General features: G+C 56.8%; 21 protein-coding genes. 9 read left to right on the forward strand and 12 right to left on the reverse strand.

What is annotated here, in order from left to right:
* Positions 1-20: 20 nt before the first annotated feature.
* The gene (locus tag WH50_RS00835) at positions 21-1,355 is read right to left on the reverse strand and encodes a sensor histidine kinase (RefSeq protein ID WP_110185606.1); all 1,335 of its coding nucleotides are present in this window, start codon (positions 1,353-1,355) and stop codon (positions 21-23) included.
* Between the two features lie 17 nt (positions 1,356-1,372).
* Positions 1,373-2,083 (reverse strand): response regulator, encoded by a 711-nt coding sequence (locus WH50_RS00840; protein WP_104156042.1) that lies wholly within the window; start codon positions 2,081-2,083, stop codon positions 1,373-1,375.
* A 302-nt stretch (positions 2,084-2,385) separates the two neighbouring features.
* On the opposite strand from WH50_RS00840, the gene WH50_RS00845 reads away from it, so the two are divergent.
* Entirely contained in the window at positions 2,386-5,169 is a 2,784-nt protein-coding gene (locus WH50_RS00845) for a bifunctional diguanylate cyclase/phosphodiesterase (RefSeq protein ID WP_110185607.1), read from the forward strand.
* Between the two features lie 64 nt (positions 5,170-5,233).
* On the opposite strand, the gene WH50_RS00850 is transcribed toward WH50_RS00845, so the two are convergent.
* On the reverse strand, positions 5,234-5,605 hold the full coding sequence (locus WH50_RS00850; protein ID WP_104156899.1) for a diacylglycerol kinase: 372 nt from the start codon (positions 5,603-5,605) through the stop codon (positions 5,234-5,236).
* Positions 5,606-5,666: 61 nt separating this feature from the next.
* Between WH50_RS00850 and WH50_RS00855 the strand changes: the two genes are divergently transcribed.
* Positions 5,667-7,997 carry a Tex family protein gene (locus tag WH50_RS00855; protein ID WP_110185608.1) on the forward strand — a complete coding sequence of 777 codons (2,331 nt, stop codon included), beginning with the start codon at positions 5,667-5,669 and terminating at the stop codon, positions 7,995-7,997.
* Between the two features lie 232 nt (positions 7,998-8,229).
* Positions 8,230-9,795, forward strand: a complete 1,566-nt coding sequence (gene gshA / locus WH50_RS00860; protein ID WP_110185609.1) for a glutamate--cysteine ligase — start codon at positions 8,230-8,232, stop codon at positions 9,793-9,795.
* A gap of 81 nt (positions 9,796-9,876) precedes the next feature.
* Here gshA and WH50_RS00865 read toward each other — a convergent pair whose 3' ends face one another.
* The 4 genes from WH50_RS00865 to hemC all read right to left on the reverse strand — a co-directional run bounded on the left by WH50_RS00865 (position 9,877) and on the right by hemC (position 14,309).
* Positions 9,877-11,118: a heme biosynthesis HemY N-terminal domain-containing protein gene (locus tag WH50_RS00865; protein WP_110185610.1), complete on the reverse strand. Its 1,242-nt coding sequence runs from the start codon at positions 11,116-11,118 to the stop codon at positions 9,877-9,879.
* Positions 11,115-12,251 (reverse strand): uroporphyrinogen-III C-methyltransferase, encoded by a 1,137-nt coding sequence (locus tag WH50_RS00870; protein ID WP_165838256.1) that lies wholly within the window; start codon positions 12,249-12,251, stop codon positions 11,115-11,117. The genes WH50_RS00865 and WH50_RS00870 overlap by 4 nt, the downstream gene beginning before the upstream one ends.
* Positions 12,252-12,558: 307 nt before the next feature.
* Entirely contained in the window at positions 12,559-13,362 is an 804-nt protein-coding gene (locus WH50_RS00875; RefSeq protein WP_110185612.1) for a uroporphyrinogen-III synthase, read from the reverse strand.
* A complete protein-coding gene (gene hemC, locus WH50_RS00880) occupies positions 13,359-14,309 on the reverse strand; it encodes a hydroxymethylbilane synthase (protein WP_110185613.1) in 951 nt (316 codons plus the stop codon). Before hemC ends, WH50_RS00875 begins: the two co-directional genes overlap by 4 nt.
* A 520-nt stretch (positions 14,310-14,829) precedes the next feature.
* Here hemC and WH50_RS00885 point away from each other — a divergent pair.
* From WH50_RS00885 to WH50_RS00895, 3 genes are all read left to right on the forward strand, one after another.
* Positions 14,830-15,210 (forward strand): DUF423 domain-containing protein, encoded by a 381-nt coding sequence (locus tag WH50_RS00885; RefSeq protein ID WP_110185614.1) that lies wholly within the window; start codon positions 14,830-14,832, stop codon positions 15,208-15,210.
* Between the two features lie 68 nt (positions 15,211-15,278).
* Complete coding sequence (thiS, locus tag WH50_RS00890) at positions 15,279-15,482, forward strand: sulfur carrier protein ThiS (protein WP_279305891.1); 204 nt, start codon at positions 15,279-15,281, stop codon at positions 15,480-15,482.
* A 96-nt stretch (positions 15,483-15,578) separates the two neighbouring features.
* Positions 15,579-16,331, forward strand: coding sequence for a thiazole synthase (locus tag WH50_RS00895; protein ID WP_110185650.1), 753 nt, complete (start codon positions 15,579-15,581; stop codon positions 16,329-16,331).
* A 103-nt stretch (positions 16,332-16,434) separates the two neighbouring features.
* Here WH50_RS00895 and WH50_RS00900 read toward each other — a convergent pair whose 3' ends face one another.
* The 3 genes from WH50_RS00900 to WH50_RS00910 form a co-directional block, all read right to left on the reverse strand.
* Positions 16,435-17,637, reverse strand: a complete 1,203-nt coding sequence (locus WH50_RS00900; RefSeq protein ID WP_110185615.1) for a DUF1501 domain-containing protein — start codon at positions 17,635-17,637, stop codon at positions 16,435-16,437.
* Positions 17,638-17,649: 12 nt separating this feature from the next.
* Positions 17,650-18,840, reverse strand: coding sequence for a DUF1800 domain-containing protein (locus tag WH50_RS00905; RefSeq protein WP_110185616.1), 1,191 nt, complete (start codon positions 18,838-18,840; stop codon positions 17,650-17,652).
* Positions 18,841-19,040: 200 nt separating this feature from the next.
* A complete protein-coding gene (locus WH50_RS00910) occupies positions 19,041-19,979 on the reverse strand; it encodes a DHH family phosphoesterase (RefSeq protein ID WP_243409935.1) in 939 nt (312 codons plus the stop codon).
* A gap of 290 nt (positions 19,980-20,269) precedes the next feature.
* Here WH50_RS00910 and trmB point away from each other — a divergent pair, with 290 nt between their 5' ends.
* Both trmB and WH50_RS00920 read left to right on the forward strand, forming a co-directional pair.
* Positions 20,270-20,989 (forward strand): tRNA (guanosine(46)-N7)-methyltransferase TrmB, encoded by a 720-nt coding sequence (gene trmB / locus WH50_RS00915; protein WP_110185617.1) that lies wholly within the window; start codon positions 20,270-20,272, stop codon positions 20,987-20,989.
* A 5-nt stretch (positions 20,990-20,994) separates the two neighbouring features.
* Complete coding sequence (locus WH50_RS00920; protein WP_165838257.1) at positions 20,995-21,327, forward strand: 2Fe-2S iron-sulfur cluster-binding protein; 333 nt, start codon at positions 20,995-20,997, stop codon at positions 21,325-21,327.
* Between the two features lie 180 nt (positions 21,328-21,507).
* On the opposite strand, the gene argA is transcribed toward WH50_RS00920, so the two are convergent.
* Complete coding sequence (gene argA / locus WH50_RS00925; RefSeq protein ID WP_110185619.1) at positions 21,508-22,842, reverse strand: amino-acid N-acetyltransferase; 1,335 nt, start codon at positions 22,840-22,842, stop codon at positions 21,508-21,510.
* Between the two features lie 87 nt (positions 22,843-22,929).
* Positions 22,930-24,093, reverse strand: a complete 1,164-nt coding sequence (gene argE, locus WH50_RS00930) for an acetylornithine deacetylase (protein ID WP_110185620.1) — start codon at positions 24,091-24,093, stop codon at positions 22,930-22,932.
* A gap of 206 nt (positions 24,094-24,299) precedes the next feature.
* Between argE and WH50_RS00935 the strand changes: the two genes are divergently transcribed.
* Positions 24,300-25,643 (forward strand): deoxyguanosinetriphosphate triphosphohydrolase, encoded by a 1,344-nt coding sequence (locus WH50_RS00935; protein WP_207780120.1) that lies wholly within the window; start codon positions 24,300-24,302, stop codon positions 25,641-25,643.
* The last annotated feature ends 52 nt before the right edge of the window (positions 25,644-25,695 follow it).

Consider the following 25,695-nt stretch of genomic DNA (forward strand, 5'->3'; position numbering starts at 1 on the left):
CTATTCAGCGGTTGCTATGATCAGCTCTGCGGAGCAGGGAGTGCCTCAGTGTCGGGAGACTCGGCCAGCAGCGACAGCTGCATCATGGTGCCTCCTGCTGGGTTGTCGAGGACGGCCAGATGCCAGTTATACATTTCACACAGCTGTGCAACGATGGCCAGCCCCAGGCCGCTGCCGCCGGTATGCTTGTTACGCGATGCTTCCAGTCGATAGAAGGGCTCAAAGATCTTGGCCTTGGCTTCTGCAGGAATACCGGGACCACGGTCAAGAACGGTCAGTGTTATCTGCGGGCCTTGCATGGTGACCTCCAGCGTAACAGGGCCCGGTGCACTGTAGCGCAGGGCATTCTCGATCAGGTTGGTCAGTACCCGCTTTAGCGCCAGCGGCGGCAGCATCAGCTTTTCCGGCAGTGCGGTCAGGCGAATCAGGCGAAGACGGTCGTTCTGGAAGCTGTTGACCAGATCGGTAAGCCAGGGGCCGGGCGGCAAGGCCTCCAACGGGGCCTGTTCCATTCCCCGTGACAGTGCCAGGGTATCGCCAATCAGGGTATCCATTTCTGTCAGGTTACGCTTCAGGCGCTCAACCAGCTCATCATTGCTGCCGTCATCCAGCAGTTCTATGGCCATCTGCATCCGCGCGATGGGGGTCCTGAGGTCATGAGAGATACCGGCGAGCAGGGTGGTGCGATGTTCCAGCAGCTCGCGTACTTCTTTTCCCATCTTGTTGAAGCTGCGGGCCAGCACGGCCATTTCCTCAGGGCCAGTCTCGTCCAGCGGCTCGAAGTTGAGCCCCTTACCGATACGTCGTGCGGCTCTGGATGCCGCCACCAGTGGGCGGGTGATACGACTGACAATGGTCAGCGAAGTAATCAGTACCAGCAGCGAAGCAAAGGTCAGGATCAGAATGGCGGCGATGGGAATGGGGAACGCCCGTCGCTCGCGGGCAAAGCCGATATATACCGTGCCGGTAGGCAGGTCGAAGGATGCCCAGACCAGGTTGTTGTCGTCTTTGTCCAGCCGCAGGCGGATGTCGGTTTCCAGACGCCGGGCCAGTGCTGCCGTAAGCATGTCCAGGAACATGTTGGACTTGAGCAGCGGGCGGGTGGTCGGTGGCGTTTTGGTCAGCAGCAGCAGATGTTGCCCTGCCAGCTCCAGCTGATAGTAGCTGCGTGCATAGGGCGGCAGTTCCACCCAGGTTTCCGCAGCCAGCTTCATCAACGCTGCCTGATCATCTGCCGATTGGCGGGCAACCGGCAAAATGATGAACTGGGTAACAATCAGGGTGTAACACAGCAAAACGGCCAAGACGGTCAAGGCCAGTATCAGCCACGTCTTGGCCAGGAGGGATCGAAACATTACTGTGCTCTAGCCTGTCAGCCTTCTGGATTCGGTACGAACAGATAGCCTTTGCCCCAGATGGTCTGGATATGGTGCGGTGAACCCTCGGCTTTTTCCAGCTTGGCACGCAGGCGAGTGACGCGAACGTCGATGCTGCGATCGAAGGGAGAACGGTCATAACCTTTCAGCTTGGATACCAGCATATCGCGGTTCAGCACCTGATTCGGATGCTGTACCAGTATTTCCAGCAGCTCATACTCGCTGGTGGTGAGGTGCAGCAGCTCGCCTTTGTGAGTCAGCTGATGGCGCTGGGTATCCAGCACAAAGTCGCCGAACGAGAAGCGCTGGGTGCTGCCTTCATTCTCTTGCTGCTGACCGGGGCGACGCATCACTGCCCGAACACGGGCCAGCAGTTCACGCGGGTTGAAGGGTTTTGACAGGTAGTCATCAGCACCGACTTCCAGGCCCACGATGCGATCAACGTCTTCGCCCTTGGCAGACAGCATGATGATAGGAATATTGTTGTGGCTCGCCTTCAGGCGCTTGGCAACGGAGAGACCATCTTCGCCGGGCATCATCAGATCCAGGATCAGCAGCTCCGGAGTGGTTTCCAGCAATACCTTATCCATGGCGGGTGCGCCGTCCACGCAGATGACCTGAAAGTCATGGTTCATCAGATAACGGCTTACCAGCTCACGCAATTCGGCATCATCATCAACCAGGAGAATCGTCGGCTTATTACTCATAGTGGTGCATTCTCTAAAGACGGTTGAAAAAGATAATAATGGCTTCTGTAAATGTTTCTAGGGTAGCTGTCTTTTGCTGTGTATCACAGTGTAACCTATAAAATGTAAACTTCAGTTACTCTGTTTCAGGCGTCGCCGAATTAATTGCAGGCTCGCGCAGAAGTGTTTCAATCCATATTCCAAACGCTATCTTGGAAACACATTTTAGTTGGTATCCGGAGCAATCTCAGGTTCTTTGTACAAGAATTTGAGAGCGCATTTAGCTAGCGTATTCCTTCAGTTGGCTGATAGGCATTGATGCCATGTTCAATGGGTTATTTAACCGCGTTATTCGTTCTTCCCCCTGGCATCTGGCTTTACTGGCCGGGGCGGGTGTTCAGATTCTCTTTCTGATCTGTCTGAGCTGGCTCTACGTGAAAGCATCGGATGAGCAGTTCAATACCATCCGTATGGATGTCGCCAGGCTGTCTTCGGTGATTGCGCAGGAGGTGGATGGTGACTTGCACCAGCAGCTTACTTCCACCGTGCAGACCGGATCTCCCCTCTATCGTCAGGTCATCGCGCCATTGCTCAGGGCGCATAAGATCATGCCGGACGTGTATTACCTCTACACCATGGTGAGAAAAAACGGCTCCCTGTATTTCGTACTGGACACCGCTGTTTATGCCGATGAGCTGGATTCGCCTTACAAGTTGCGAGACAGCAAGGTGATGGAGCGTTTCGATACCGTTAATCCGGAAGATCAGGCCATGTTTGCCGCGATCGACTCGGGGGAACCCTATGTGTACCGTACGCCATACAGCGACCCCTTCGGCACCTTTATCAGTGGCATGGCTCCGATCAAGAACAGCAAAGGCCAGGTGGTCGCCATGCTCGGGATGGATATCAGCGCGGATGAGCTGGCGCGACGCATGATCCGGATCAAACAGGCCTACTACAGTTCACTGGGAATTTCTGTCCTGCTCAGTTTGCTGGTCATGCTGTTTACCTACCGTGCCCGTCATACCGCCGCCAAGCTGGAAAACGAAAGGATGCAGAGCGAGCAGAGTGCCCAACAGCATGCCCGTCGCACTGAGCTGATCATCAACAGCATCATGGATGGTGTGCTGGGGCTGGGCCGCAATGGCGATATTCTCACCATGAGTTCTGTTGCGGCAGACATCTGGCAAGTGGATACCGAACAGTACCTCAATCGTTCCTTTTGTGAGTTGCTGGACGGGCCCGATCAGCCCGCAATTCTGGCGGCGATTGAGCAGGCCGACAAAGGTCAGCATTCCCAGTTGCAGGTGCAGGGCGTGCGCGAGGGCGAGGCATTCCCGATGCGCTTGGTGATCAGCCCCGGTCTGGAAGGGGAGGATGCACGTTATGTGGTGACCGCACGTGATCTGAGCCGGGATATGGCACTGGAGGATGATCTGCATCTTGCCGCGCAGGTGTTTTCCAACATGAATGATGCGGTGGTCATTACCGATGCGCGCGGCATCATCCTGATGGTCAATGACGCCTTCTCACGAATTACCGGTTACAGCAGCGACGAGGTAAAAGGTCGATCTTCGCAGATACTGCAGTCTGATCGACAGGACAGCCGCTTCTATCTGGCGATGTGGCAGCGTATCGAACAGACCGGGCAATGGCAGGGCGAGTTATACAACCGTCGTAAGAATGGTGAGATCTACCCGCTTGCACTGTCGGTAAAGGCGCTGCGTGATCGTCACGGCCAGCTGGCGCGAATGGTCAACGTGTTCACCGATATCACCCTGCGCAAGGAGCAGGAGCAACGCCTGCATGATCTGGCCAACAAGGATGCACTCACCGGGTTGCCCAACCGCGCTACCTTTGCCAGCAATTTCGAGCAGCTGTTGGCAGACTCCCGTCGTCATGGTCAGGGTATTGCGTTGTTGCTGCTGGATGTGGATGGCTTCAAACGTATCAATGAGACTCTGGGACATGCGCAGGGGGATCAGTTACTGAAGCAGCTGGCAGAGCGTCTGCAGACACTGGTGGTGGACCACCTGTCACTGGCGCGTATGAGCGGTGATCGTTTTGCCCTGCTGATGCCGACACAGGAACCCACAGACGTCTTGCCGCTGGTCAATCGTATTCTGGCCGAAGAAAAGCAGCCCTATCTGTTGAATGAACAGGAAGTCACCGTTTCAGTCAGCGTTGGCATCAGTCGTTATCCTAATGATGGACAGGATCGTGAAACGCTCTACAAACAGGCCGATATTGCTCTCTTTGAAGCTAAATCCGCCGGTAGCAACAGTTATCAGTTTTTCACCACCGCCATGCATGTGCGTGCCATGGAACGCATGACCCTTGAGGCGCAGTTGCACCATGCTCTGGCCCGGCATGAGATGCGGCTGGTTTATCAACCTCAGGTGTGCATTCGCAATGGTCGTTTGATGGCCATGGAGGCGCTGCTGCGTTGGGCCCATCCTGAATGGGGCGACATCGAGCCAGAGCGCTTTATCCCGGTGGCAGAGGAGTCCGGAGTGATCAATGCACTGATGAGCTGGACTCTGGAACAGGTATGTTTGCAGCTGCACGAGTGGGACGAGCGCAATATCAGGATTCCACGGGTCAGCATCAATCTCTCTGCACGGCAGTTTATTCAGCGCGGGCAGTTGCAGAAGATGCTGGCCGCCGCACTGGAGCGACACGGTTTGCAGGCCGAGCGTCTGGAACTGGAAGTGAAGGAGTCGTTGCTGACCGATGCAGCCCCGAATGTGCAGTCGACCCTGCAGGAGATCAAGGCATTGGGGGTGCAACTGCTGATTGATGACTTCGGTACTGGTCAGGCCTCACTGCATGACTTGCAGCAGCTGTCACTGCAACGCCTGAAGATCGATCAGTCGCTGATTGAAAAGGTCATGGTAGACAGCAAAACCCAGAGCATGATCAAGGCTATTGTGCAGATGGGCCATGCCCTGGGTATCAAAGTGATAGCTGAAGGCGTGGAGACGGCTGAACAGCTGATCACCTTGCAGCAATACGAATGTGATGGTGTGCAGGGGTTTCTGTACTCGCCACCGATGGAAGGCACAGAAGTCGAAAGCTTCTATCAGCAATTCCAGCTGGCGGTCTAGTTTCCCTCATAAATGCTTCGCCACTGCCTGAGCCTGTTCTTAGCTCACGCAGTGGCTTCGGCTATCAGCCAAACAACTTCAGATACAAACAACTTCCCCACACGCAGGCCGCCAGAAACAGGCTGAGAAAGACTGCTGCCGACCCCATGTCCTTGGCCTGCCCAGACAACGGGTGAAGCTCTTCGCCAATGCGATCCACAACGGCTTCGATGGCCGAGTTCAATAATTCACAGATCAGAATCAGTAACAGGCTGGTTGCCAGCAACAGCCACATCACCAGACTATCGGCCAGCCACCAGGAAAAGGGCATCAGTACCAGGCACAGGCCCAGTTCTTGACGGAATGCGGCCTCCTGTCTGAAGGTCTGTCGCAGGCCCTGCCAGGAGTAGCCTGCGGCGCGGATAACGCGGGTCATCCCGCGGTGTTTGTTAGCCATGGAAAAGACTCATGTTATGCTCGTTGCCATCTGATTCTGCTGAAGTTGAACTGTATAGCCTATGAGCGTGAACAAAGCATTGCAGGTTGCACCACTGAGCCAGCGACTGGCTGCCCAGCTGAAGATCCAGCCCTGGCAGGTAGAGGCCGTGATGACCCTCCTCGATGAAGGTGCAACAGTGCCCTTCATCGCCCGCTATCGCAAAGAGCGTACCGGTGCGCTGGACGACACGCAGCTGCGTGATCTCAATGATCAATTGAGTTACGGGCGTGAGCTGGACAAACGACGTGAGTCCATCTTTGCCAGCCTGCAGGAGCAGGGAGTGCTGAATGATCAGCTGCTCAGGGCGCTGACTCAGGCTGACAGTAAGCAGGCACTGGAGGATCTGTATCTGCCGTTCAAACCGCGTCGTCAGACCAAGGGGCAGAAGGCCATCGAGGCCGGTCTGCAGCCTCTGGCTGAGGCTCTGTTGCAACCTCAGGCCAGACCTGCGCAGCTGGCCGCGGGCTATATCAGCAGCGACAAAGGTATCGAGAGTGTTGAGCAGGCACTGGAGGGCGCGGAGGCCATCCTGCAGGAGCGCTTTGCCGAGCAGCCGCAGGTGCTGGGCACATTGCGTCCTTGGCTTGCACGCAATGCCTGGCTGGCCGTCAGGGCCAAGCGTGGGCAGGCAAAAGACGACAGCAAATACCGTGATTACTTCGCTCATCAGGAAAGTCTGAGCAGGGCTCCGTCGCACCGGATGCTGGCTATCCTGCGTGGTGAGCGTGAAGGGGTGTTGCATATCGACCTGCAGGACGGGCAGGAGAGTAATGGGCGTGCCGAAGCCAGTGCTCTGCTACTGCGCAGCCTGCAGCAGGCAGGACAGATTGGCACTCAGCTCAATAGCTGGTTACAGGAGGTACTGCAGCGTACCTGGAGTGACCGCTTGCTGCCGTCGCTGGGTAAGGATGTGTTGCAGGAAGTACGTGAGCGTGCCGAGCAGGATGCGGTTGCCGTCTTTGCTCTTAACCTGCGGGATCTGCTGATGGCCGCGCCTGCAGGAGGGCGGGCAACCCTGGGGCTGGACCCCGGCCTGCGTACCGGCGTCAAGGTGGCGCTGATCAGCGCCACAGGGCAGGTGGCCGCCACGACGACTATTTACCCTCATGTTCCTCAGCAGCGCTGGCAGGAGTCTTTGACGACGCTGGCGGCGCTGTGTCAGCAAGGCAAGGTGGAGCTGATTGCGGTGGGTAATGGCACTGCTTCGCGGGAAACCGAACAGCTCGCCCGCGAGCTGGCCGCCTTGCTGCCGAGCAAGCCACAGGTCGTGATGGTCAGTGAAGCGGGTGCCTCGGTGTATTCCGCGTCGGCTCTGGCCTCTCAGGAGCTGCCGGAGCTGGATGTCAGTTTGCGGGGAGCGGTATCCATTGCTCGTCGCTTACAGGATCCGCTGGCAGAGCTGGTGAAAATCGAACCCAAAGCCATTGGTGTTGGTCAGTATCAGCATGACGTCAACCAGACCCGTATGGCGGTTTCCCTCGATGCGGTGGTGGAGGACTGCGTGAACGCGGTCGGCGTGGATCTGAACACGGCATCGCCCGCCTTGCTGGCCCGGGTAGCAGGGCTTAACTCCGGTCTGGCTGAAGCTATTGTCGGTTATCGCAACCAGCATGGTCCTTTCCAGCAACGTCAGGAGCTGCTCAAGGTGCCACGTCTTGGGCCAAAAACCTTCCAGCAGGCAGCCGGCTTCCTGCGTATCCGTAATGGTAAACAGCCACTGGATGCCTCTGCAGTACACCCGGAGTCCTATGCCGTTGTTGAACAGATGGCGCGCAGTCTGGGCTGCAAGGTGGAGCAATTGCTGGGACAGAGTGACAAGGTGCAGCAGCTGGACCTGCGTCAGTTTGTCAGTGCCGACGTCGGGGACTTTACCCTGCGTGATATTCAGCAGGAGTTGCTCAAGCCCGGACGCGATCCCCGCCCGACCTTCGCCACGGCACGCTTCGATGAGCGGGTACAGCAGATCAGCGACCTGCAGCCAGATATGCAGCTGGAAGGCGTCGTTACCAACGTCACTGACTTTGGCGCTTTTGTTGATATCGGTGTGCATCAGGATGGTCTGGTGCACATTTCCCAGCTTTGCGACCGCTTTATCAAGCATCCACGGGAAGTGGTACAGAGCGGGCAGATTGTGAAGGTGCGGGTGCTGGAAGTGGATGCGCCACGCAAGCGTATCAGCCTGTCTATGAAGTCACCGGAAGGACAACACGCAGGCGGAGCCAGAGGGCGGCAGGACAAGGCGCCACAGGCAGAGGCCCGTCCGGCACGCAGCAGCAAGCCTGCCAGTACGGAGCCAGCACCTCAAGGGGCACTGGCCGCTGCATTATTGCAGGCCAAGCGCAAGCGCTGACGCAGGCTGGGCGCAGGCAGTGGGGTGTGGGTCGCATCAGACAAGGCGGAGTAGGGCACTTTGTGCCAGACTCCACTTGAATCCTTGGGTTTTTGGCCCAATTTGCTGCCAGATATTCCACCATCTGCTGTGGGTTACCGGTCTTCGGTGTGACCTGCAGCACGGGTGATCTGATATTCCAGACAGTCTGCTTCCGTATCCGGGGGCGGGTGTCCGCAAGCGAGAAACGATCTTGAGCGCATTATTACAACAGCGATTGGCTTGGTTACGCTCCCATAACGCAGACAAGGCACTGCTCGGTATTCGGCGCGGACTGGAAAAGGAAGGGCTGCGGGTTGACCCGCAGGGGCGCTTGTCCCATCAGGGGCATCCGCAGGCGCTGGGTTCCGCACTGACCCATGGTGCGATCACTACGGATTACTCCGAAGCCCTGATGGAGTTCATCACCCCGGCTTATGACTCGCCAGAGCAAGTGATGCACTATATGGAGCAACTGCATCGGTTTGCTTATCAGCATCTGCAGGATGAAGTGGTGTGGGCTGGCTCCATGCCTTGCTACCTTGCAGGTGAAGACGATATTCCTGTCGCTCAGTACGGCGAGTCCAACATCGGCCGGATGAAAAGCATTTATCGCGAAGGTCTGGCCTACCGCTATGGCAAGGTGATGCAGACCATCGCGGGAATTCATTACAACTTCTCTTTCCCCGACAGTTTCTGGACTATCTATCAGCAAATGACCGGGATCGAGGGCAGCACTCGTGAAGTGCGCTCGGAAGGCTACTTCCGCCTGATCCGTAATTTCCGTCGTCATTTCTGGTTGCTGCTTTATCTGTTTGGTGCGTCACCTGCGGTCAGCAGCAGCTTCCTCAAGCGCAACAGCTTTGGTCTGGACGTCTGGGATGACCGCACGCTGGTGGCACCGGCAGGGACCACGCTGCGAATGAGTGACATCGGTTACTCCAATAATGCGCAGTCGTCCCTGAACATCTGTTACAACCAGCTCGACAGCTACGTGCAGTCACTTTCCCATGCCATGCACACGCCCTATCCGGCCTACACCCATATCGGTGTCAAAGTGGAAGGCGAGTACCGGCAGCTGAACACCAATATCCTGCAGATCGAAAATGAGTATTACAGCGAGATTCGCCCCAAGCGCACCACGCGTCGGGCAGAAAAGCCGCTGGATGCGTTGCGTGAGCGCGGCGTTGAATACATCGAAGTACGCTGTCTGGATATCAACCCCTTCCTGCCTATCGGCATCGATGCACGGCAGATGCGTTTTATGGATGCCTTCCTGGTGTTCTGTCTGCTGGTTGATGATGGCGATATTGATCGACTTGAATGCGAGCGTCTGGCCTATAACCGCAAACTGGTGGTACGTGAAGGGCGTAACCCGGAGCTGCGTCTGGTAGGTGAGGACGGCATGATCAGTGTGGCTTCAGCAGGTCAGCGGATGCTGGATCAGATCATGCAGGTGGCTCAGGTGCTGGATGAACAGTACGGGGGCACGGCGCATATGGATGCCGTGGTGCAGGAGTCTGCCAAGCTGCTTGATCCGTCATTGACGCCCTCGGCTCAGGTACTGCGGGAGTTGCAGGCCTGTGGCTGCAGCTACGAAGAGTGGATGTTGCAGCAGTCTCGTCAGCAGCGTGAATACTTCCAGCAATTGCCGGTTGATCAGCAGATGCAGGCCAGTCTGGTGCAGCAAAGCCAGCAGTCGTTGCAGCAACAACGTGAGCTGGAAGAGCAGGACAAGATGGGGCTGGATGAGTTCCTGCAGCACTATTTTGTTAACTAATTTTGTTAACTGATGCTCTGATTCAATAAATGCAAAGGGCGCCTGATGGGCGCCCTTCGTTTTTCTTGATGCAGTGGTTGATTATCCTGCTTTGCGCTCCGGCATGGGCAGGCGCGGCAGATCCTGATTGAGCAGGTCTGCATGGCGCAACAGCAGGTTGGTGCTGCTGACCTGCTCGCCCAGATGCAGCAGCAATCGCGCCAGTTCCTGCAGGGTTTCGTAGCGTGGGTTTTTAGCCATGCTGCTTTCCAGATACTGGCGTGCCTTGTGCCATTGACCAAGCTGAATGCTCAGACGCCCCAGCGTGAGCAACAGGACCGCGTTATCCGGCTGGTTTTTCAGCCATTTTTCGGCGGTGGCAAGCTGGCGGTCGAGTGACGGACTTTGAATCAGACCGTACTGATAGGCCAGATCGTCATTCCACTGCTGGTTGAGCGCATTGCGGATGACAATTTCTGCCTTCTCAATGGCGCTCAGCTGGATCAGACGGTTAACGTATAGCGTCAGGATGGCGCCGTGTTCCTGCAAACTGGTTGGCATCGCCTGCCAGGTGGCGAGGACTTGCTGTACGCGGGCGTCGTCACTGGCTTCTGCCTGCAGACCGGTCTGTTTCAGTCGCTCCTGCCAGGCCCGGGCTTCGAGTTTCCTGATCGCTGCATCATCCATGGCGGCGGTGCGTTTGATATCCACTAACACATCACAGACCACCAGCCAGTCCTGCAATTGCACGCAGCAGTCTTTCAGCATGCGCAGCACCTGGGTATGGCGTGGTGCCTGTTTGCGCAGCACCAGCAACAGGGCGCGCGCCTTGTCCAGCTGACCACGCTGCAGCAACAGTTCAGCCTGCGCCAAACCAACCGCAACTTCGGCGCCCTTGGTTGTCTCCGCTGCTTTTTTCAGCCATTTGTCAGCATTGTCGTCCTGACCTAGCTCCTGTGCGGCGCGAGCGGCAGACAGATAGTTGATCAGAGGTTGTTCACTGTTGCTGGCCGACTGTGACAGCCAGCGTTCAGCCTGCTTCCAGCGACCATCTGCCAGTGCCAGTAAGCCACGCGTGGTCTTGATGCTGGCGCTGGCCTGCTGGCGTGAACTACGCCAGCGACGTAGACGCTCACCTGGCAGACGCAGTTTGTAGAACAGCAACAGCAGACCATGGCCGATCATAAACAGGATCAACCCCAGCAGAGCGCCGACCCACAGGCTGGTTTCCACCGTCCAGTGTTTGAATGCGATCAGTACGTAACCGCTGTCCTGAGTCATCTCATAGCCGATCCAGGTGCCCAGCAGCAGGACGATCAGAACGAAGAGGAAGAACTTTTTCATCCTTCACCTCCGGTACTGGCAGCAGGCTGGGCCTTGCCGTCTTTGCTGTGAATGCTTTGCAGATACTGCTTGAGAACGTTCAGTGACGTGCTGATATCAGGCAGTTCAGGGGAGACCTTCACGGTCTGCAGTTCCTTGATGCCATCGATCAGGGCTTGGGTGGAAGACTGACGCTTGTCAAAGTAGCGGGGCAGCCATTGTTCGGCTTTCTGCAGGCTGCTGTCGTAGGCCTGTTGTTTGCCTTGTAGCAGGGCCAGCTGAGCCTGCTCCAGCATCAGGTGCAGGTTCTGCTGCAGATAGAAATGCTCCTGCGGTGACAGCAGCGGCTGTACTTCACCATCACGACGATGAATTACGACCAGCTCGTTAAGCTTGTGCCAGGCCGTGTCCCAGGCTTTGCCAAGGTTTTCACTCCAGCTGGCGGCAGTCTGTTCATCCGTCACTTCCTTGAGTACATCAGGCAGCACCTTCTGCTCAGTGACGGGCAGCAGGTCAAGGTGGTTGACCTGCTCGTTGAGGGCTGCCAGGCGCAGGAATAATCCCTCGGTGTCCAGCTTCGGTACGGCTTCGAGCCTGGCCAGGTCTTCAGCCACAGCCTTGCGTACCGGATAGGCGGAAACATCATCCAGATCACGCAGAATCGTGTCGGCAGACTTCAGCATCGCCAGTGCGCCGGCTGCGCTCTTTTCGGTCATGATGCGCTGGTTAGCCAGACGCAGCAGGTACTCGACTTCAGCCAGGTCCCAGTCGCTGCGGCTGGTGCTGGTAAGGGCACGCATTTGCTGCAGGCCCTTGTCGACACGCTCCTCGACTTGCTGCATGGCATCGGTGGTGCTTTTGGTCTGGGCAGTGGCCTGCTGGATATCCGCTGACAGGGAGGCCTTGAGGCTGTCAAGGCTGCTACTCTGACTGGACTGCAGTGCGCTCAGGCGGCTGTCGAGGTTGTGCTCACTGGCTGCACTCTGCTGTTTGAGTTGATACTGTTGCCACACCGCATAACCGCCGAGACCCACCCCTCCAAGGGCCAGGATGATTGCCAGCCAGAGGGGGCCCTTGGCAGTCTTGGCAGGGGTCGGCTCAGCAGTGGAGATACTGCTGTCTTGGGGCGCGCTTTTGGGGGTCGATTGGCTCACTCTGTCGTTCCCGGTTGAGCTGGTGGAAGGCGAAGAAGGGGGCGTTGCGGTTGTGCGAGTAACGTTGCCAACCGTGGCAGCATCTGCCGTTTTCTGATGGTCAGTCGCATCGGGTTTATCGCCTGGAGTCTCTGTGACTGTCGCTTCGCCGCTACTGCTGACATCAATGGTCGTATTGTTGTTAGATCTGGACTGACGGGATTTGTGTTGTCGACCGCGCCCTTTTGGCGGGCGGGTAGTCTCTTCCTGAGACTCTTCAGCCGGAGTTGTCGGTTTCTGCTGATCTGTCATGCGAACATCCGTCCTGTTAGCAGATGGCGTCGTGGCGCCAACGGTTTATACATTCCAGCATGGCATCATCGCCTGCCCCTGTGCTCTGCCAGACATTGTTCCATCCCAGTGCTCTGGCCATATCAGCCAGACGCAGGCCGGGAACGATCAGAGCGACATCGCGCGGGCCCTGATAATGCTGGTTAAAGTGCTGCAGGGCTTCACCACTGGTCAGCATGACCAGATCAAGATGAGCCAGTTGCTGCATCGCTGTTGCGGGCCAGGGGAGCGGACGACGCTGATAAAGTTCGGCATAGTCGACTCGGGCACCTCTGGCGGCCAGCGTTTCGCCCAGAAGAGCGCGCCCACCTGCACCCCGCAAAATTAATATTCGTTGCTCAGCAACCTGATCTGCCTGCAATACAGGCAAGTCGAGCAGTGCTTCGCTGTCTTCGCCCTCACTGGCCGTTACCGCCTCTATATCCCATTGGCGTAATTCGGCGGCAGTACCTGTACCCACGGCCAGCCAGTCTATTCCTAACGGTAACTGAGGCCAGTAGGTGTCAATCAGCGCACCGCCAAAACGGGCCGCAGGGCGACTGACGCAGATGACCTTAGCATAGAGGTCGAGGTCGAGAATATACGACTTTGTTTGCGCAAAGCCGTTATCGCCTTCGTTCAGCGCCTGAGTTTCCAGTAGCGGCAGCCACAACGCCTGTGCGCCATTCTGCTGTAACCGCTGCTGCAGTTGGGCTCCCTGCGGAGCGGGGCGGGTAACCAGAATGGTCACACCCTCCAGCCGTGTTCCCGTTACGCAGTCAGCAGGCTGCTCGCTACTCATTGTTTGGTCGAGCCATAAACCGATTGCAGAATCGTCGCGGCCCCTTGGGACAGCAACGCTTCGGCGACCTGAATACCAAGGGCTTCGGCGTCAGATACGGGTGCAGAGGCTTCCGCACGCAGCACCTTTGAGCCATCGGGGAGACCGACCAGACCACGCAGCCAGAGCTGCTCACCGGCTTCGGTATGCTGAATTTCTGCGAAACAGCCGATAGGCACCTGGCAGCCGCCTTCCAGATGGCGGTTCAGGGCTCGCTCAGCCAGTACTCGGGCTGCCGTCGGGCTGTGGTGCAGTGGGGCGAGCAGCGCCATCACGCGTTCATCCTGCAAGCGGCATTCAATGCCCACTGCGCCCTGGCCTCCGGCAGGCAGGCTTTGTACAGGAGAGATCTGCTGGCGGATGCGATCCTCCATCTGCAGGCGAATCAGCCCGGCACAGGCCAGAACAATGGCATCAAACTCACCGGCATCCAGTTTGGCCAGACGGGTATTGACGTTACCCCGAAGGTCTCTGAGTTGCAGGTCAGGGCGATGGGCTCGCAGCTGCACTTGCCGACGCAGGCTGGACGTGCCGACTATTGCGCCGCTGGGCAGCGCATCAATACTGTCATAGCGATTGCTGACAAACGCATCGAAAGGGTTTTCCCGTTCACAGATCACTGCCAGACCCAGACCTTCCGGAAAATCCATCGGTACATCTTTCATGGAGTGCACGGCAATGTCGGCATCACCTTGCAGCATGGCGTGTTCCAGCTCCTTGACGAACAACCCCTTACCACCAATCTTGGCCAGCGGAGTATCAAGCAGCTTGTCACCCCTGGTGGTCATGCCCACCAGCTCGACGTCGAGCTCTGGATGCACAGCCTGCAAGCGTGCCTTGACGTATTCGGCCTGCCACAGGGCAAGAGGGCTCTGACGGGTGGCAATGCGCAGACGTTGTTGAGTCATGGTTCTGTTCTTCGAGCTGAGGTCGATAGGTGCGTCTATCGAACCGGATACGGGTCATTCATGGAGCAACCTGTCTGAACGCTCTCCACCCTTGTCCTGAAAACCACTGGTAGTCTTCAGTGCGGGTAAATGCAGCGGCACAACGGATTATTCCTTGTTCGGACCGCTCGGTTCCAACGGGCTACCTGCGACCGTCAAATGAGCCAAGCCACTGGTGCAAGGTTCAGCACCAGCGAACGGGGGGTCACGAAAATGGGCCTTATTCTAACAAAAGAACCCGGCTGAACCATGATCAAGATGCGCTATTTGGTTACGGTGGGCGAGTGAAATGGATGATTTGCCGGGCGCATGTCGTGCAAAAGCAAGGTGGATGTCGTTGTGATCCATGAAGGTTGGGAGAGTGATCCAGGCTGGCAAGCAGATTCTTGCTCTTTGCTGAGGTTTTTCCCTCGCCATGGCTGGAGTATGATGCTGGCCCAGTCTTTTCCCCATGATTCCCCCGCCTGCTGAAGGAGTCGTCATGAACCCTGCTCTGGCCATTCTGCTTGCCGCCCTCAACGGTTTTTGTGCTGTCGCCATGGGAGCCTTTGCTGCCCACGGTCTCAAGACACGCCTTGATGACTATCATCTTGGCGTCATTAATACCGCTGCACATTATCAGCTGGCCCATGCGCTGGCGTTGTTGCTGGCCGGTTTGCTGATGATTCACTGGCCTGCTGCTGCTTTACGCTGGGCAGCCTGGGGCTGGTTTGTCGGGATGCTGATCTTTTCAGGCAGCCTCTATGTACTGGGAATGACCGGCATCAAATGGCTGGGCGCCATTACACCTGTTGGTGGGCTGGGATTGTTGCTCGGTTGGGGGTTGGTCGCTTGGGCTGCCTGGCGGCAGTTACAGGCCTGAATATGTTCATGCTCTGAAAATAGCTGGCAACGCATCCATCACATACTACGCATTGAGGCTCTCTGGAGATGATTGAAGTATCGGTAAACGGTGAGAACACACAGCTGCCTGAGGGGGCCGTGCTGGCTCATCTGCTGGAACAGATGGAACTGTTGGGCAAGCGTATTGCCGTCGAACTTAATATGGAGATCGTGCCCCGTAGCCTGCATGGTGAGACCGTGCTGCAGGCCGGTGACCGTGTGGAAATCGTCCATGCGATTGGTGGTGGCTGAACCACTCTTCCGCCCACTACAGATTATTCAAGCTCTTTCGCTCGCCTGATCAGGAGAAGCATCGTGTCACAGGACAACCTGGTAATCGCCGGAAAAATGTATCAGTCCCGTCTGTTGGTGGGGACCGGCAAGTACAAGGATCTGGAAGAAACCCGGCTGGCCATTGAAGCCAGTGGGGCTGAGATTGTTACCGTGGCGGTGCGTCGTACCAACATTGGGCAGAACCCGGGCGAACCGAATTTGCTGGATGTCATTAACCCTGAGCGTTACACCATTCTGCCCAATACCGCGGGCTGCTTTAATGCCGAAGAGGCCATTCGTACCTGCCGTCTGGCACGTGAACTGCTGGATGGACATGATCTGGTCAAACTGGAAGTGTTAGCTGATCAGCAGACCCTGTACCCCAATGTGGTTGAGACCCTGAAGGCAGCAGAAGTGCTGGTCAGGGAAGGCTTCAAGGTGATGGTGTACACCAGCGATGACCCGATCATCGCCAAAGAGCTGGAGCAGATCGGTTGCGTCGCGGTAATGCCGCTAGGCTCTCTGATCGGCTCTGGTCTGGGTATCGTCAATCCTTACAACCTGCGCATTATTCTTGAGCGGGCTACGGTACCCATTCTGGTGGATGCGGGAGTAGGTACCGCATCGGATGCGGCCATTGCTATGGAGCTTGGCTGTGAAGGTGTGCTGATGAACACGGCGATTGCTGCCGCTCAGCAACCTGTACTGATGGCATCGGCCATGAAGAAGGCCGTAGAAGCAGGCCGTGAGGCTTTTCTGGCAGGACGCATGCCCCGCAAGTTGTACGGTGGCGCATCATCACCGGTAGACGGCACCATTTTCCGCTAACGGTCAGCTCCGGTTTCTGTGCCTGAAAAGTGGCGGCCGCGCATATTGTTATGTGGCCGCTGTTTGTCGGTATTGGCACGCCGGAGCGAAAACGTCTGCAGCTTTAGGCTGTCAGCAATTTAAACGGTAACGGTGCAGGTTTGCCCGGCAGGGCATAGTCCAGCTGCCAGACTTCACTGACCACGCTCTGGTAGAGCGAGTGGAAGTCCAGTCCGTATGTCATGTTGTCATTATCGGTCAGCTGAGACAGGTCGAAGGTATCTCCGTACACGCCACCTTTGACCTTCCCGCCCATAACGAATACAGGCGCACCGGTACCGTGATCGGTGCCACCAGAGCCATTTTCCTTCGGTCTTCTACCAAACTCTGAAAAGGTCATGACCAGCGTGTTGTCCCAGTGACCGCTGTCGATCAGCGCTATGCGCAGGGCTGACATGGATTCAGCGAAGACCTTCAGCAGCTGGGCGTGGGTATTGGCCTGACCCCGATGGGTATCAAAGCTTCCCAGTGCCAGCTTGTACACCGGCAGTTCTGCTCCCATTCCCATCAAGCGGGCAACATTGCTGGCCTGCGTACCGAACGGATACCTGGGGAAGGTGGTCTTAACGGGTTGCTCACTGTCATGCAGTTTATTGAGCCAGGCAACACCCTGATTCACTTGCTGTTGCAGCCTTACAATAGCCTGCTGTTCGCCACTACTCTGTTGGCCATACTGCATGTTGAAGACATGTTGGCGCTTAAGAAACTGATCCAGATTGCCATCCAGTGCCAGTACACGTCCGCGGGTGCCATTGAGAGGCCCCAGCGCCCCGCCAAGCACGATGGCGTCGCAGGGCAGACGGTTGGCCATGTGCGGCAACACAGGGTCAAGCCAGCCACTTTTCAGATACTGATCGCTGGCCGAGGCGGTTTCCCAGATCTCGATGGAGCGAAAATGCGAGAGGATGGGCGACGGGTAGCCGACATTCTGCAGCAGGGCTAGCTGTCCTGCTTCCCAGCTAGGCATCAGCGCTTGCAGCGAGGGATGAAACGCCAGCTCGTCGCCTAAGGTAAGCTGCTGCTCCTTGTTGATATGTAGCGTAGGGCGTAGCGCGTAGTAGCTGTCCTGGCGGTACGGGATCAGGGTGTTGAGGCCGTCATTGCCGCCTTGCAGCTGGACCAGAATAACGGTCTTTCTGCGGGCTTTCGGCGTTGAATCGGCCCAGGCCAGTACAGGTGAGACCGCATGAATCGCCGCCAGCCCGGCTCCGAGTTGTAACAAGCAGCGACGAGTAGGGTTAAAGGCCCGGGATGTGTTGTGCTTCATACATCCTCCAGATTATTTCAGTTGGAAGGACGGGTCTGTCAGCCACTGCACGATTTTTTGCGGGCAACGACTGGCGAACTCTTTGCGTAAGGGGGGAGTAGGCATCAACTCAGCAAGGGCGTCGGTCGAGCAGGCCTGGTGCTGGTCGATAAGGCGCTTTCCGTATTGCCTGCCATAGCTGGCGAGGATGTTTTGCCTGTATATGAGATAGGTTGAGGTAAGCCAGTCATTGCTGCTGGGCCAGCCTTTAACGTTAGGTGGATTGAGCAGATCCTGCCCCAGTCTCCTTAACTGCTTGGCCACATCCGCGGAGGGAAAGTCGTTCCCGGTCTTCACCAGTGTGGGGATCAACAGCTCCACAGGTGATTTGACCTGATTGCGTGGTCTGTTGCGATATTCATCTGTCGCCTTGATAGCATCAATCAGATCGGCGATTTCATAGTTCTGATAAAATCCCTGCGCCAGCTGGTTAACGCGTTGCGGTGCTGGCTTCCCTACCCAGTAGGCCCATAACTTTTCTGTAATAAAATGAGCCGTTTCGGGATTGTTGAGCACAATGTCGAGAATATCATCGCCGTTCAGCTTGCCGCTGTGATCCATGAAGCTCTTGTCACTGTCATCGTGCTGTTTGAGGTTAAACACGAACTGGCGCTGCTTATTCAGACTCCAGCCAGTGAAAGCACGGGCGGCTTCCTTTACGTCCTGCTCACTATAGTGACCTTCGCCAAGGGTAAAGAGTTCCAGTACTTCGCGGGCAAAGTTCTCATTGGGAGCCTGCCGCAGATTACGTACGCCATCGAGGTAAATCAGCATTGCCGGGTCTTTGGCCATGGCGTGCAGGAACACGCGAAAATTACCCATGGCATAGCGAGTGATCAGCTCGTGTTGTTGCCACATCAGGTTGGGGAGCCTGACTTTCTGGATGCTGGAGGTGAAGTGGTTGTGCCAGAACAGTACCATGCGACTGGTATCAGACAGCTTGTCAGCACGCATCTGATCGATCCAGGCGGCTTTTAAATCTTCATTACATTGATTGAAGCTTTTGGTGTACGCAGGCCTGTCTTCCTGAGGAATTTGTCCTGGAAGTACCCACTCGCGCGAGAGACAGTCTGGTGGAGTGGCAGCTTGCGCAGCAATGGGCAGGCACAACAGGAACAGGCCCAGCAAACCGACACTGTGAAGATGCGTTAATACTTTAGACATGATGACTGGCGGCTCCCTCTACGACATCAAACAATCATGGTAGCGGGAGAGAGGTCCTGACTTCCGCCACCTCCTGAAGAGTTTAATGTTGGCGCTGTCAGGGCGTTAGAGGCAAAGCGGTATAAAACGTATCGATGTGTACAAAAAATGAACGCTCTGTAGGGTGGTTGCGCACCAACAGAGCGCTTAAAGTGGCTGGGTCAGCCGTCCTGGTTGATCTTGCTGATCAGTTCCTGCAGTACCGTGCTGGCCTGATCATTGGCCACCTGACAGGTCCCCGCGTTGGCATGACCGCCACCACCGTATTGCAGGCAGAGTTCACCGATATTGGTGTTGGAGCTGCGGTTCAGAATCGATTTGCCGACCGCAAATACGGTGTTCAGCTGCTTTAGCCCCCACATCTGGTGAATGGAAATATTGCACTCGGCGAACAGGGCATAGATGGTGAAGCGATTGGTGGCGTAGATGGTCTCTTCGTCACGCAGGTCCAGTACCACCAGATTGCCATGTACGGTGGCACAGCGTTTTAACTGGTCCACTGCTTTTTCGGCATGATCGAAATACAGTTCCACCCGCTCTTTTACATCGGGCAGCGCCAGAATGTCTTCAATGCTGTGATTGGCGCAGTAGGCAATCAGTTCCATCATCAACTGGTAGTTGGAGATGCGGAATTCACGGAAGCGGCCAAGGCCGGTGCGGGCATCCATGATGAAGTTGAGCAGTACCCAGCCCTCGGGGTGCAGAATTTCTTCACGGTTGAAACGGGCGGCGTCCCCCTTGTCCACGGCCTCCATCATATCGTTCCAGGAGGCCGGGAAACGCTCGGTACCACCGTAATAGTCATAGACCACGCGGGCCGCAGAGGGCGCTGCGGGGTCGATAATATGGTTGTCGGCCTTGTCCTTGTTACGCAGGGTTTCGCTCAGGTGATGGTCGAAAGCCAGGTGGCAGCCAGCAACATAGGGCAGGTTGGTGGTGATGTCCCGCTCGCTGATGTCGATCAGCCCGTCCTGCATATCCTTGGGGTGTACAAATTTGATGTCATCGATCAGACCAAGGTGGCGAAGGAGCACGGCGCAGACCAGGCCGTCGAAATCGCTGCGGGTGACCAGACGATAGGTGGTGGGTGTCGACATCATATCCTCCCATGGAATCGGTTTTACGTCGGAATGGTGGGTGGCGGTCAGTCCTGACCTGTTCCGCGCGTACTAAAAGCTGCCTTTGTTTATAACGTATTCCTGAAATAACGCTAGCTGCTCTTGGTTGCGTGAAGCATCTACAGGATGTGCTGTTGACCGCTATGGCTGGCGCGCTAGAATAGCCGCCTATTTTTTCATCAGTGTTAAGGCAGGGCTGTGACCTGCGACACTACTCTGGTAGAACGGCCGAATGAACAGGCTGCTACTTTCTCTTCACTCATGGCATGGCAATGACCGACGAACAACAATCTGACCTCCCCGCTGAACCGCAACGTCACATGCGCGAAGTGCGCTCTTTCGTGAAGCGGGTAGGTCGCCGTACTCCCAGCCAGGAACGCGCCCTGGAGCAGCACTTCGCCGTTTATGGCCTCAAGCTGGACAACGGCCTGATCAACCCTGCTGACATCTATGGCCGTGAAGCACCGCTGGTGGTGGAAATCGGCTTTGGCATGGGCGACTCCATGGTAGCCATGGCCGCTGCTATGCCCGATAAAAACTTCCTGGGTATTGAAGTGCATGAACCCGGTGTGGGCCGCCTGCTGAACAATGTCAGCCTGCAAGGTCTCAGTAATGTGCGGGTATATTGTGACGATGCGGTCAAAGTGCTGGCTGACTGTCTGGCGGATGCCAGTATCGATACCCTGCAGCTGTTCTTCCCGGATCCCTGGCCGAAGAAAAAGCATCACAAGCGCCGTATCGTGCAGCCTGACTTTGTTGAAAAGCTGCGCAGCAAACTGAAGCTGGGTGGGGTATTCCACATGGCTACAGACTGGCAGCCCTATGCCGAGCACATGATGGAAGTGATGACCATGGCTCGGGGATACAGCAATGTACAAGGCGTAGGCGAGTATTCGCCACAGCCGGAATGGCGGCCGGTGACCAAGTTCCAGCGTCGTGGTGAAAACCTGGGCCATGGAGTCTGGGACCTGATGTTCGAGCGCACGGAGTAAGTTGCGTGCCCTGGTTGCGGCTGCCTGAGCTGGCACTGGAGATTGATCTCAGTGCCACTGATCTGCAGGCGCAACCCCTCTCTGCTGATGTTTCTTCTTCGCCTACCTTGCTGGCGGCTTTACAAACCCGGGCTGTCCCTGTCCGTCAGGCCTGTCGAAATGGCGTCTGCGGTATTTGCCAGTGTACCTTGCTGTCCGGAGCGATCAGTTACCGTGGTGTCACGCCCCATGGCCTCAACCAGCGCGAGCTCGCTGCCCACCGTGTTTTGACCTGCATTGCTTATGCTGACAGCGAAGAAGTTGTGCTGAGCAAACCTTGCTTTCCTCCCCGTAATTAGCTGATGTGTTCGCCACTGCTGATATTGCACGACAGGATACGGCGTCTGTTGATGGAAAGTGCAGGGATGGGACTGGCTGTGTAACGGAAGGAGCCAATGAGGGTACAAGGCCGTTGAGCGGTGTCTTTAACAAAAAAGGTACAGAACGGGTCTGTACCGTTTCGCGGGATCTCAGATCAGCTACAGGGTCTTGAAAAACACCTTGGAGTTGCGCTGGTAGTTGTAGAGTTCTTTCTTCTTCGCGGGCAGACGGGTCAGCGGGCTCAGCACAAAGCCGTTTTCCACAAACCAGTGAGCCGTACGTGTGGTCAGTACAAACAGCTCTCTCAAGCCCATTTCACGGGCGCGCCGCTCAATATGTTCCAGCATCTGCAGGCCACGATCATCGCCCCGGTACTCAGAATGCACGGCAACACAGGCCAGTTCAGCACAGCCTTCATCGGGGAAGGGATAGAGCGCCATACAGCCAATGATGGTGCCGTCACGATCCACCACGGTAAAACGCTCAATCTCGGCCTCCAGCAGCTCGCGTGAACGGCGCACCAGAATGCCTGCCTCTTCCATCGGTCGCAGCAGTTCAATCAGGCCACCGACATCCTCAATGGTGGCCTGACGCATCTGTTCATACGATTCCTGAATCACCATGGTGCCGGAGCCTTCGCGGCTGAACAGCTCGGTAAGCAGTGCGCCATCGGTCTGGTAGGAAATCAGATGGGTGCGTTTTACCCCTCCCCGGCAGGCGTCCACCAGTGCTTTCAGGATACGCGCCAGCTGGCTGATGGGCTCATGCTCCCCCAGACTGGCCAGATGCTGTTTCACCAGACGCTCGGCCTTGGCTGCCAGCAGCTCGTTGATCACCTCGCCATCCTTGTTGACCACCCCCGGCTCATCGCCAAAGGCAATCAGCTTGTCTGCCTTGAGGGCTGTGGCAGTGCGGGTGGCGACGTCTTCCACTGACAGGTTGAATACTTCGCCGGTGGGGGAGTAACCCAGGTTGGACAGCACGACGATGTTACCCTCGGCCAGCAAACGATTAATGGCGTTGGCATCCACCCGTCGGACTTCGCCGGTGTAGCACATGTCCTGCCCGTCACGGACTCCCAGAGGGCGGGCCGTCACCACATTGCCACCTACCACGCGGATCTGGGCGTTGAACATCGGTGAGTTGGCCAGACCGAGTGACAGCTGGGCTTCGATATCAATACGGGCCAGGCCGACCGCTTCTTTCACACAGTTCAGGGTGGCTTCGTCGGTGATGCGCTGGTGCTGATACATGCGGCTTGGCAGGCCACGCTCCTGCAGTCGAGCCTCAATCTGCGGGCGGGTGCCATACACCAGTACCAGTCGTACCCCCAGACTGTTAAGCAGGCTGATGTCGTGAATGATATTGGCGAAATTGGAGTGCTCCAGCGCCTCACCCCCCAGCATCAGTACAAAGGTCTTGCCACGGTGGGCATTGATGTAAGGCGAGCTATGGCGGAACCAGCTGACGTTTACCTGTGCCTGGTTGTTCACGTTGTTCTGTTTACCTCAATTGGGTTGCGAAGCTGCTCCGCTCCGCGGTGGCAAAGGTGCCTACTATGGGAAAAACAGCCCGGATCATCAAGCCTCTGTCTGCAGGCAGTAGCGTTTGATCAGGCCGCGCAGGATGCGTACAGCGGGTTCGATCTGATCCAGTGCCAGGAACTCATCGGGCTGATGGGCCTGATCAATGGAGCCCGGGCCGAGTATCAGGGTTTCCATGCCCATTTTCTGCAGGAACGGGCCTTCAGTGGCAAAGGCCACGCTCTCGGCGCTGTGGCCGGTCAGGCGTTCGCAGGTCTGGATCAGTTCCAGCTCGCGCTGATTGGAAAATGCCGGAATATGCGGGAACAGAGGATACAGCTCGAATTTGACATTATGGCGTTCAGCCACAGGTTGGAGCCGCTGCTGCATCTGCGCGAACAGTTCATCGTTGTCCATGCCGGGTAAGGCGCGCAGGTCGAACTCCAGTTCACACTGGCCGCAGATGCGGTTCGGATTGTCGCCGCCATGGATACAGCCCAGGTTGAGGGTCGGTACCTGTACGGTAAAGTCGGCATTGCGGTAGCGACTCTGGATATCCTGACGGAAGTCCATCAGCTCAGTCATGACGCTGTGCATGGCTTCCATGGCACTGTTACCCAATGCCGGGTTGGAAGAGTGGCCCGCCTGCCCGGTAATACGCAGACCATTCATCATGATGCCTTTGTGCTGATAGATGGGCCGCAGACTGGTTGGCTCCCCGATCACTGCCTTGCGGGCCTTGAGGCGACCGGATTCGGCCAGAGCGCGTGCCCCTATCATCGAGCATTCTTCATCAGCGGTAGCCAGAATGATCAGGGGCTCCTTGAAGCCTGCCGGGCCGGGTTGTTCGAGGAAGGGCAGCAGCGCTTCGATGGCGACGGCGAAGAACCCCTTCATGTCACAGCTACCCAGACCATAAAGTTTCTGGTCGCGCTCGGTCACTCTGAACGGATTGCTCTGCCACTTCTCTTCATTGCAGGGTACGGTGTCGGTATGACCCGCCAGCACTAATCCGCCGGGACCGCTGCCCAGCGTGGCAATCAGATTGTACTTGCCGGGGGCGACTTCCATCACTTCAGTGGCAAAGCCCAGATGGCTGAGCCAGCCTTCCAGCAGCTCGATCACCCCCCGGTTGCTCATGTCGAGATCAGCACGGGTACAGCTCACCGAGGGGCTGGCGATCAACTGTTCGATTTGCTGGCGAAGGCTTGGCAGGGCCATGGTTTTCTCCGGGGCGATTGATTCTCAGATGCGTCACAGCCTGTTAGGCTAAAACCATTCCACCGCTTTGTATAGGCGCCACGCCATGGCTGGGCGGCTTGTGGTGGGGCGATCAGTTGTTGGTCGCCTGCTCTTTTGTCGTCTTTGCGGGTGTGATTCTGCCGTGCCGCACTGACAGCGTGTCCATACCTTTAGGATAGTCACCGATGACCATGATGCAGTGGCATGACCTGCTGAGCACCGAGCGCCTCGGCAAACAGGAACAGGAGCAGCGTGAGCCGGGACGCACGCCCTTTCATAAGGACCATGACCGCATCGTCTTTTCCAATGCCTTCCGGCGCCTGACCAAGAAAACGCAGGTGCATTCGCTTTCCCATAATGACAATGTGCATAACCGCCTGACTCACAGTCTGGAAGTCAGCTGTGTCGGTCGTAGTCTGGGGATACAGGTTGGTCAGGCCATTGCCGGGCAGCTTCCTGCACACTGCAGCCCCTATGATCTGGGGGCCATCGTGCAGTCGGCCTGCCTGGCCCATGATATTGGCAACCCGCCTTTTGGCCACTTTGGCGAGGCGTCTATCCGTCACTGGTTTACCGAAGCACGCAAGCGTGGCCTGCTGGACGGTCTGACCGATGCCCAGCAACAGGACTTTCTGGTGTTTGAAGGCAACGCGCAGGGCTTTCGGGTGCTGACCCAGCTGGAGTATCACTATCAGCGTGGTGGAATGCGCCTGACTTACGCCACACTGGGGGCGTTTCTCAAGTATCCCTGGGTGTCGGATCACCCCATGGTGGCCATCAAGGAAAAGTATGGCTGCAATCAGGCGGAGCAGGGCATCCTGCAGCAGATTGCCGCCAGGCTCGGCCTGCTGCCCCGCGCGGATGGTGGTTATCACCGTCATCCGCTGGTGTATCTGATGGAGGCGGCGGACGATATCTGCTATGCCATTCTCGATCTGGAAGACGGTGTCGAGCTGGGTTTGCTGCGTGAGGACGAAGTGGTGGATATTCTGCGACCGTTGGTGGGGCAGGCCAAGCTGGATGAGTTGCGGCATAACACCTTTGAGGCGGCGTACTCCCCTAACTCCACCAAGAAGCTGTCACTGCTGCGCGGCAAGGCTATCGAACATCTGGTCAGTGCGGTATGTGATGCCTTCGTGCTGCATCATCAGGCGATTCTGACAGGTCAGCTGGACGGTGATCTGATCAGCCATTGTGATGAGGCGACCCGCACCAGTGTGCAGCAGGCCAAGTCCGTCGCCCGTGAGCGCATCTTCCGCCACAGTGCCCGTACCCGTTCTGAACTGTCGGCGTATGCCACTCTGGAAAAACTGTTGACCCATTTTATTGACGCAGCGCGTGAGCAGGCACTGCACCCCAGTATAAGCTTCAAGAGTGAGCGCCTGCTGATGCTGATGGGCTCGACCCGCCCGGTGGCTGGCGATGATCTGTACACCTGCTATCTCAAGGTGATCGATTTTATCAGTGGTATGACAGACAACTATGCGGTGGCCACGGCGCGAGAAATTACCGGACATTTTGCTGCCTGATCTGGCGTGTCTTAGCGCGTTCTTACAGCAAACTGATCCAGGCATACGGATA

This window comes from Pokkaliibacter plantistimulans, assembly GCF_003194385.1.
Taxonomy (GTDB): Bacteria; Pseudomonadota; Gammaproteobacteria; order Pseudomonadales; family Balneatricaceae; genus Pokkaliibacter; species Pokkaliibacter plantistimulans.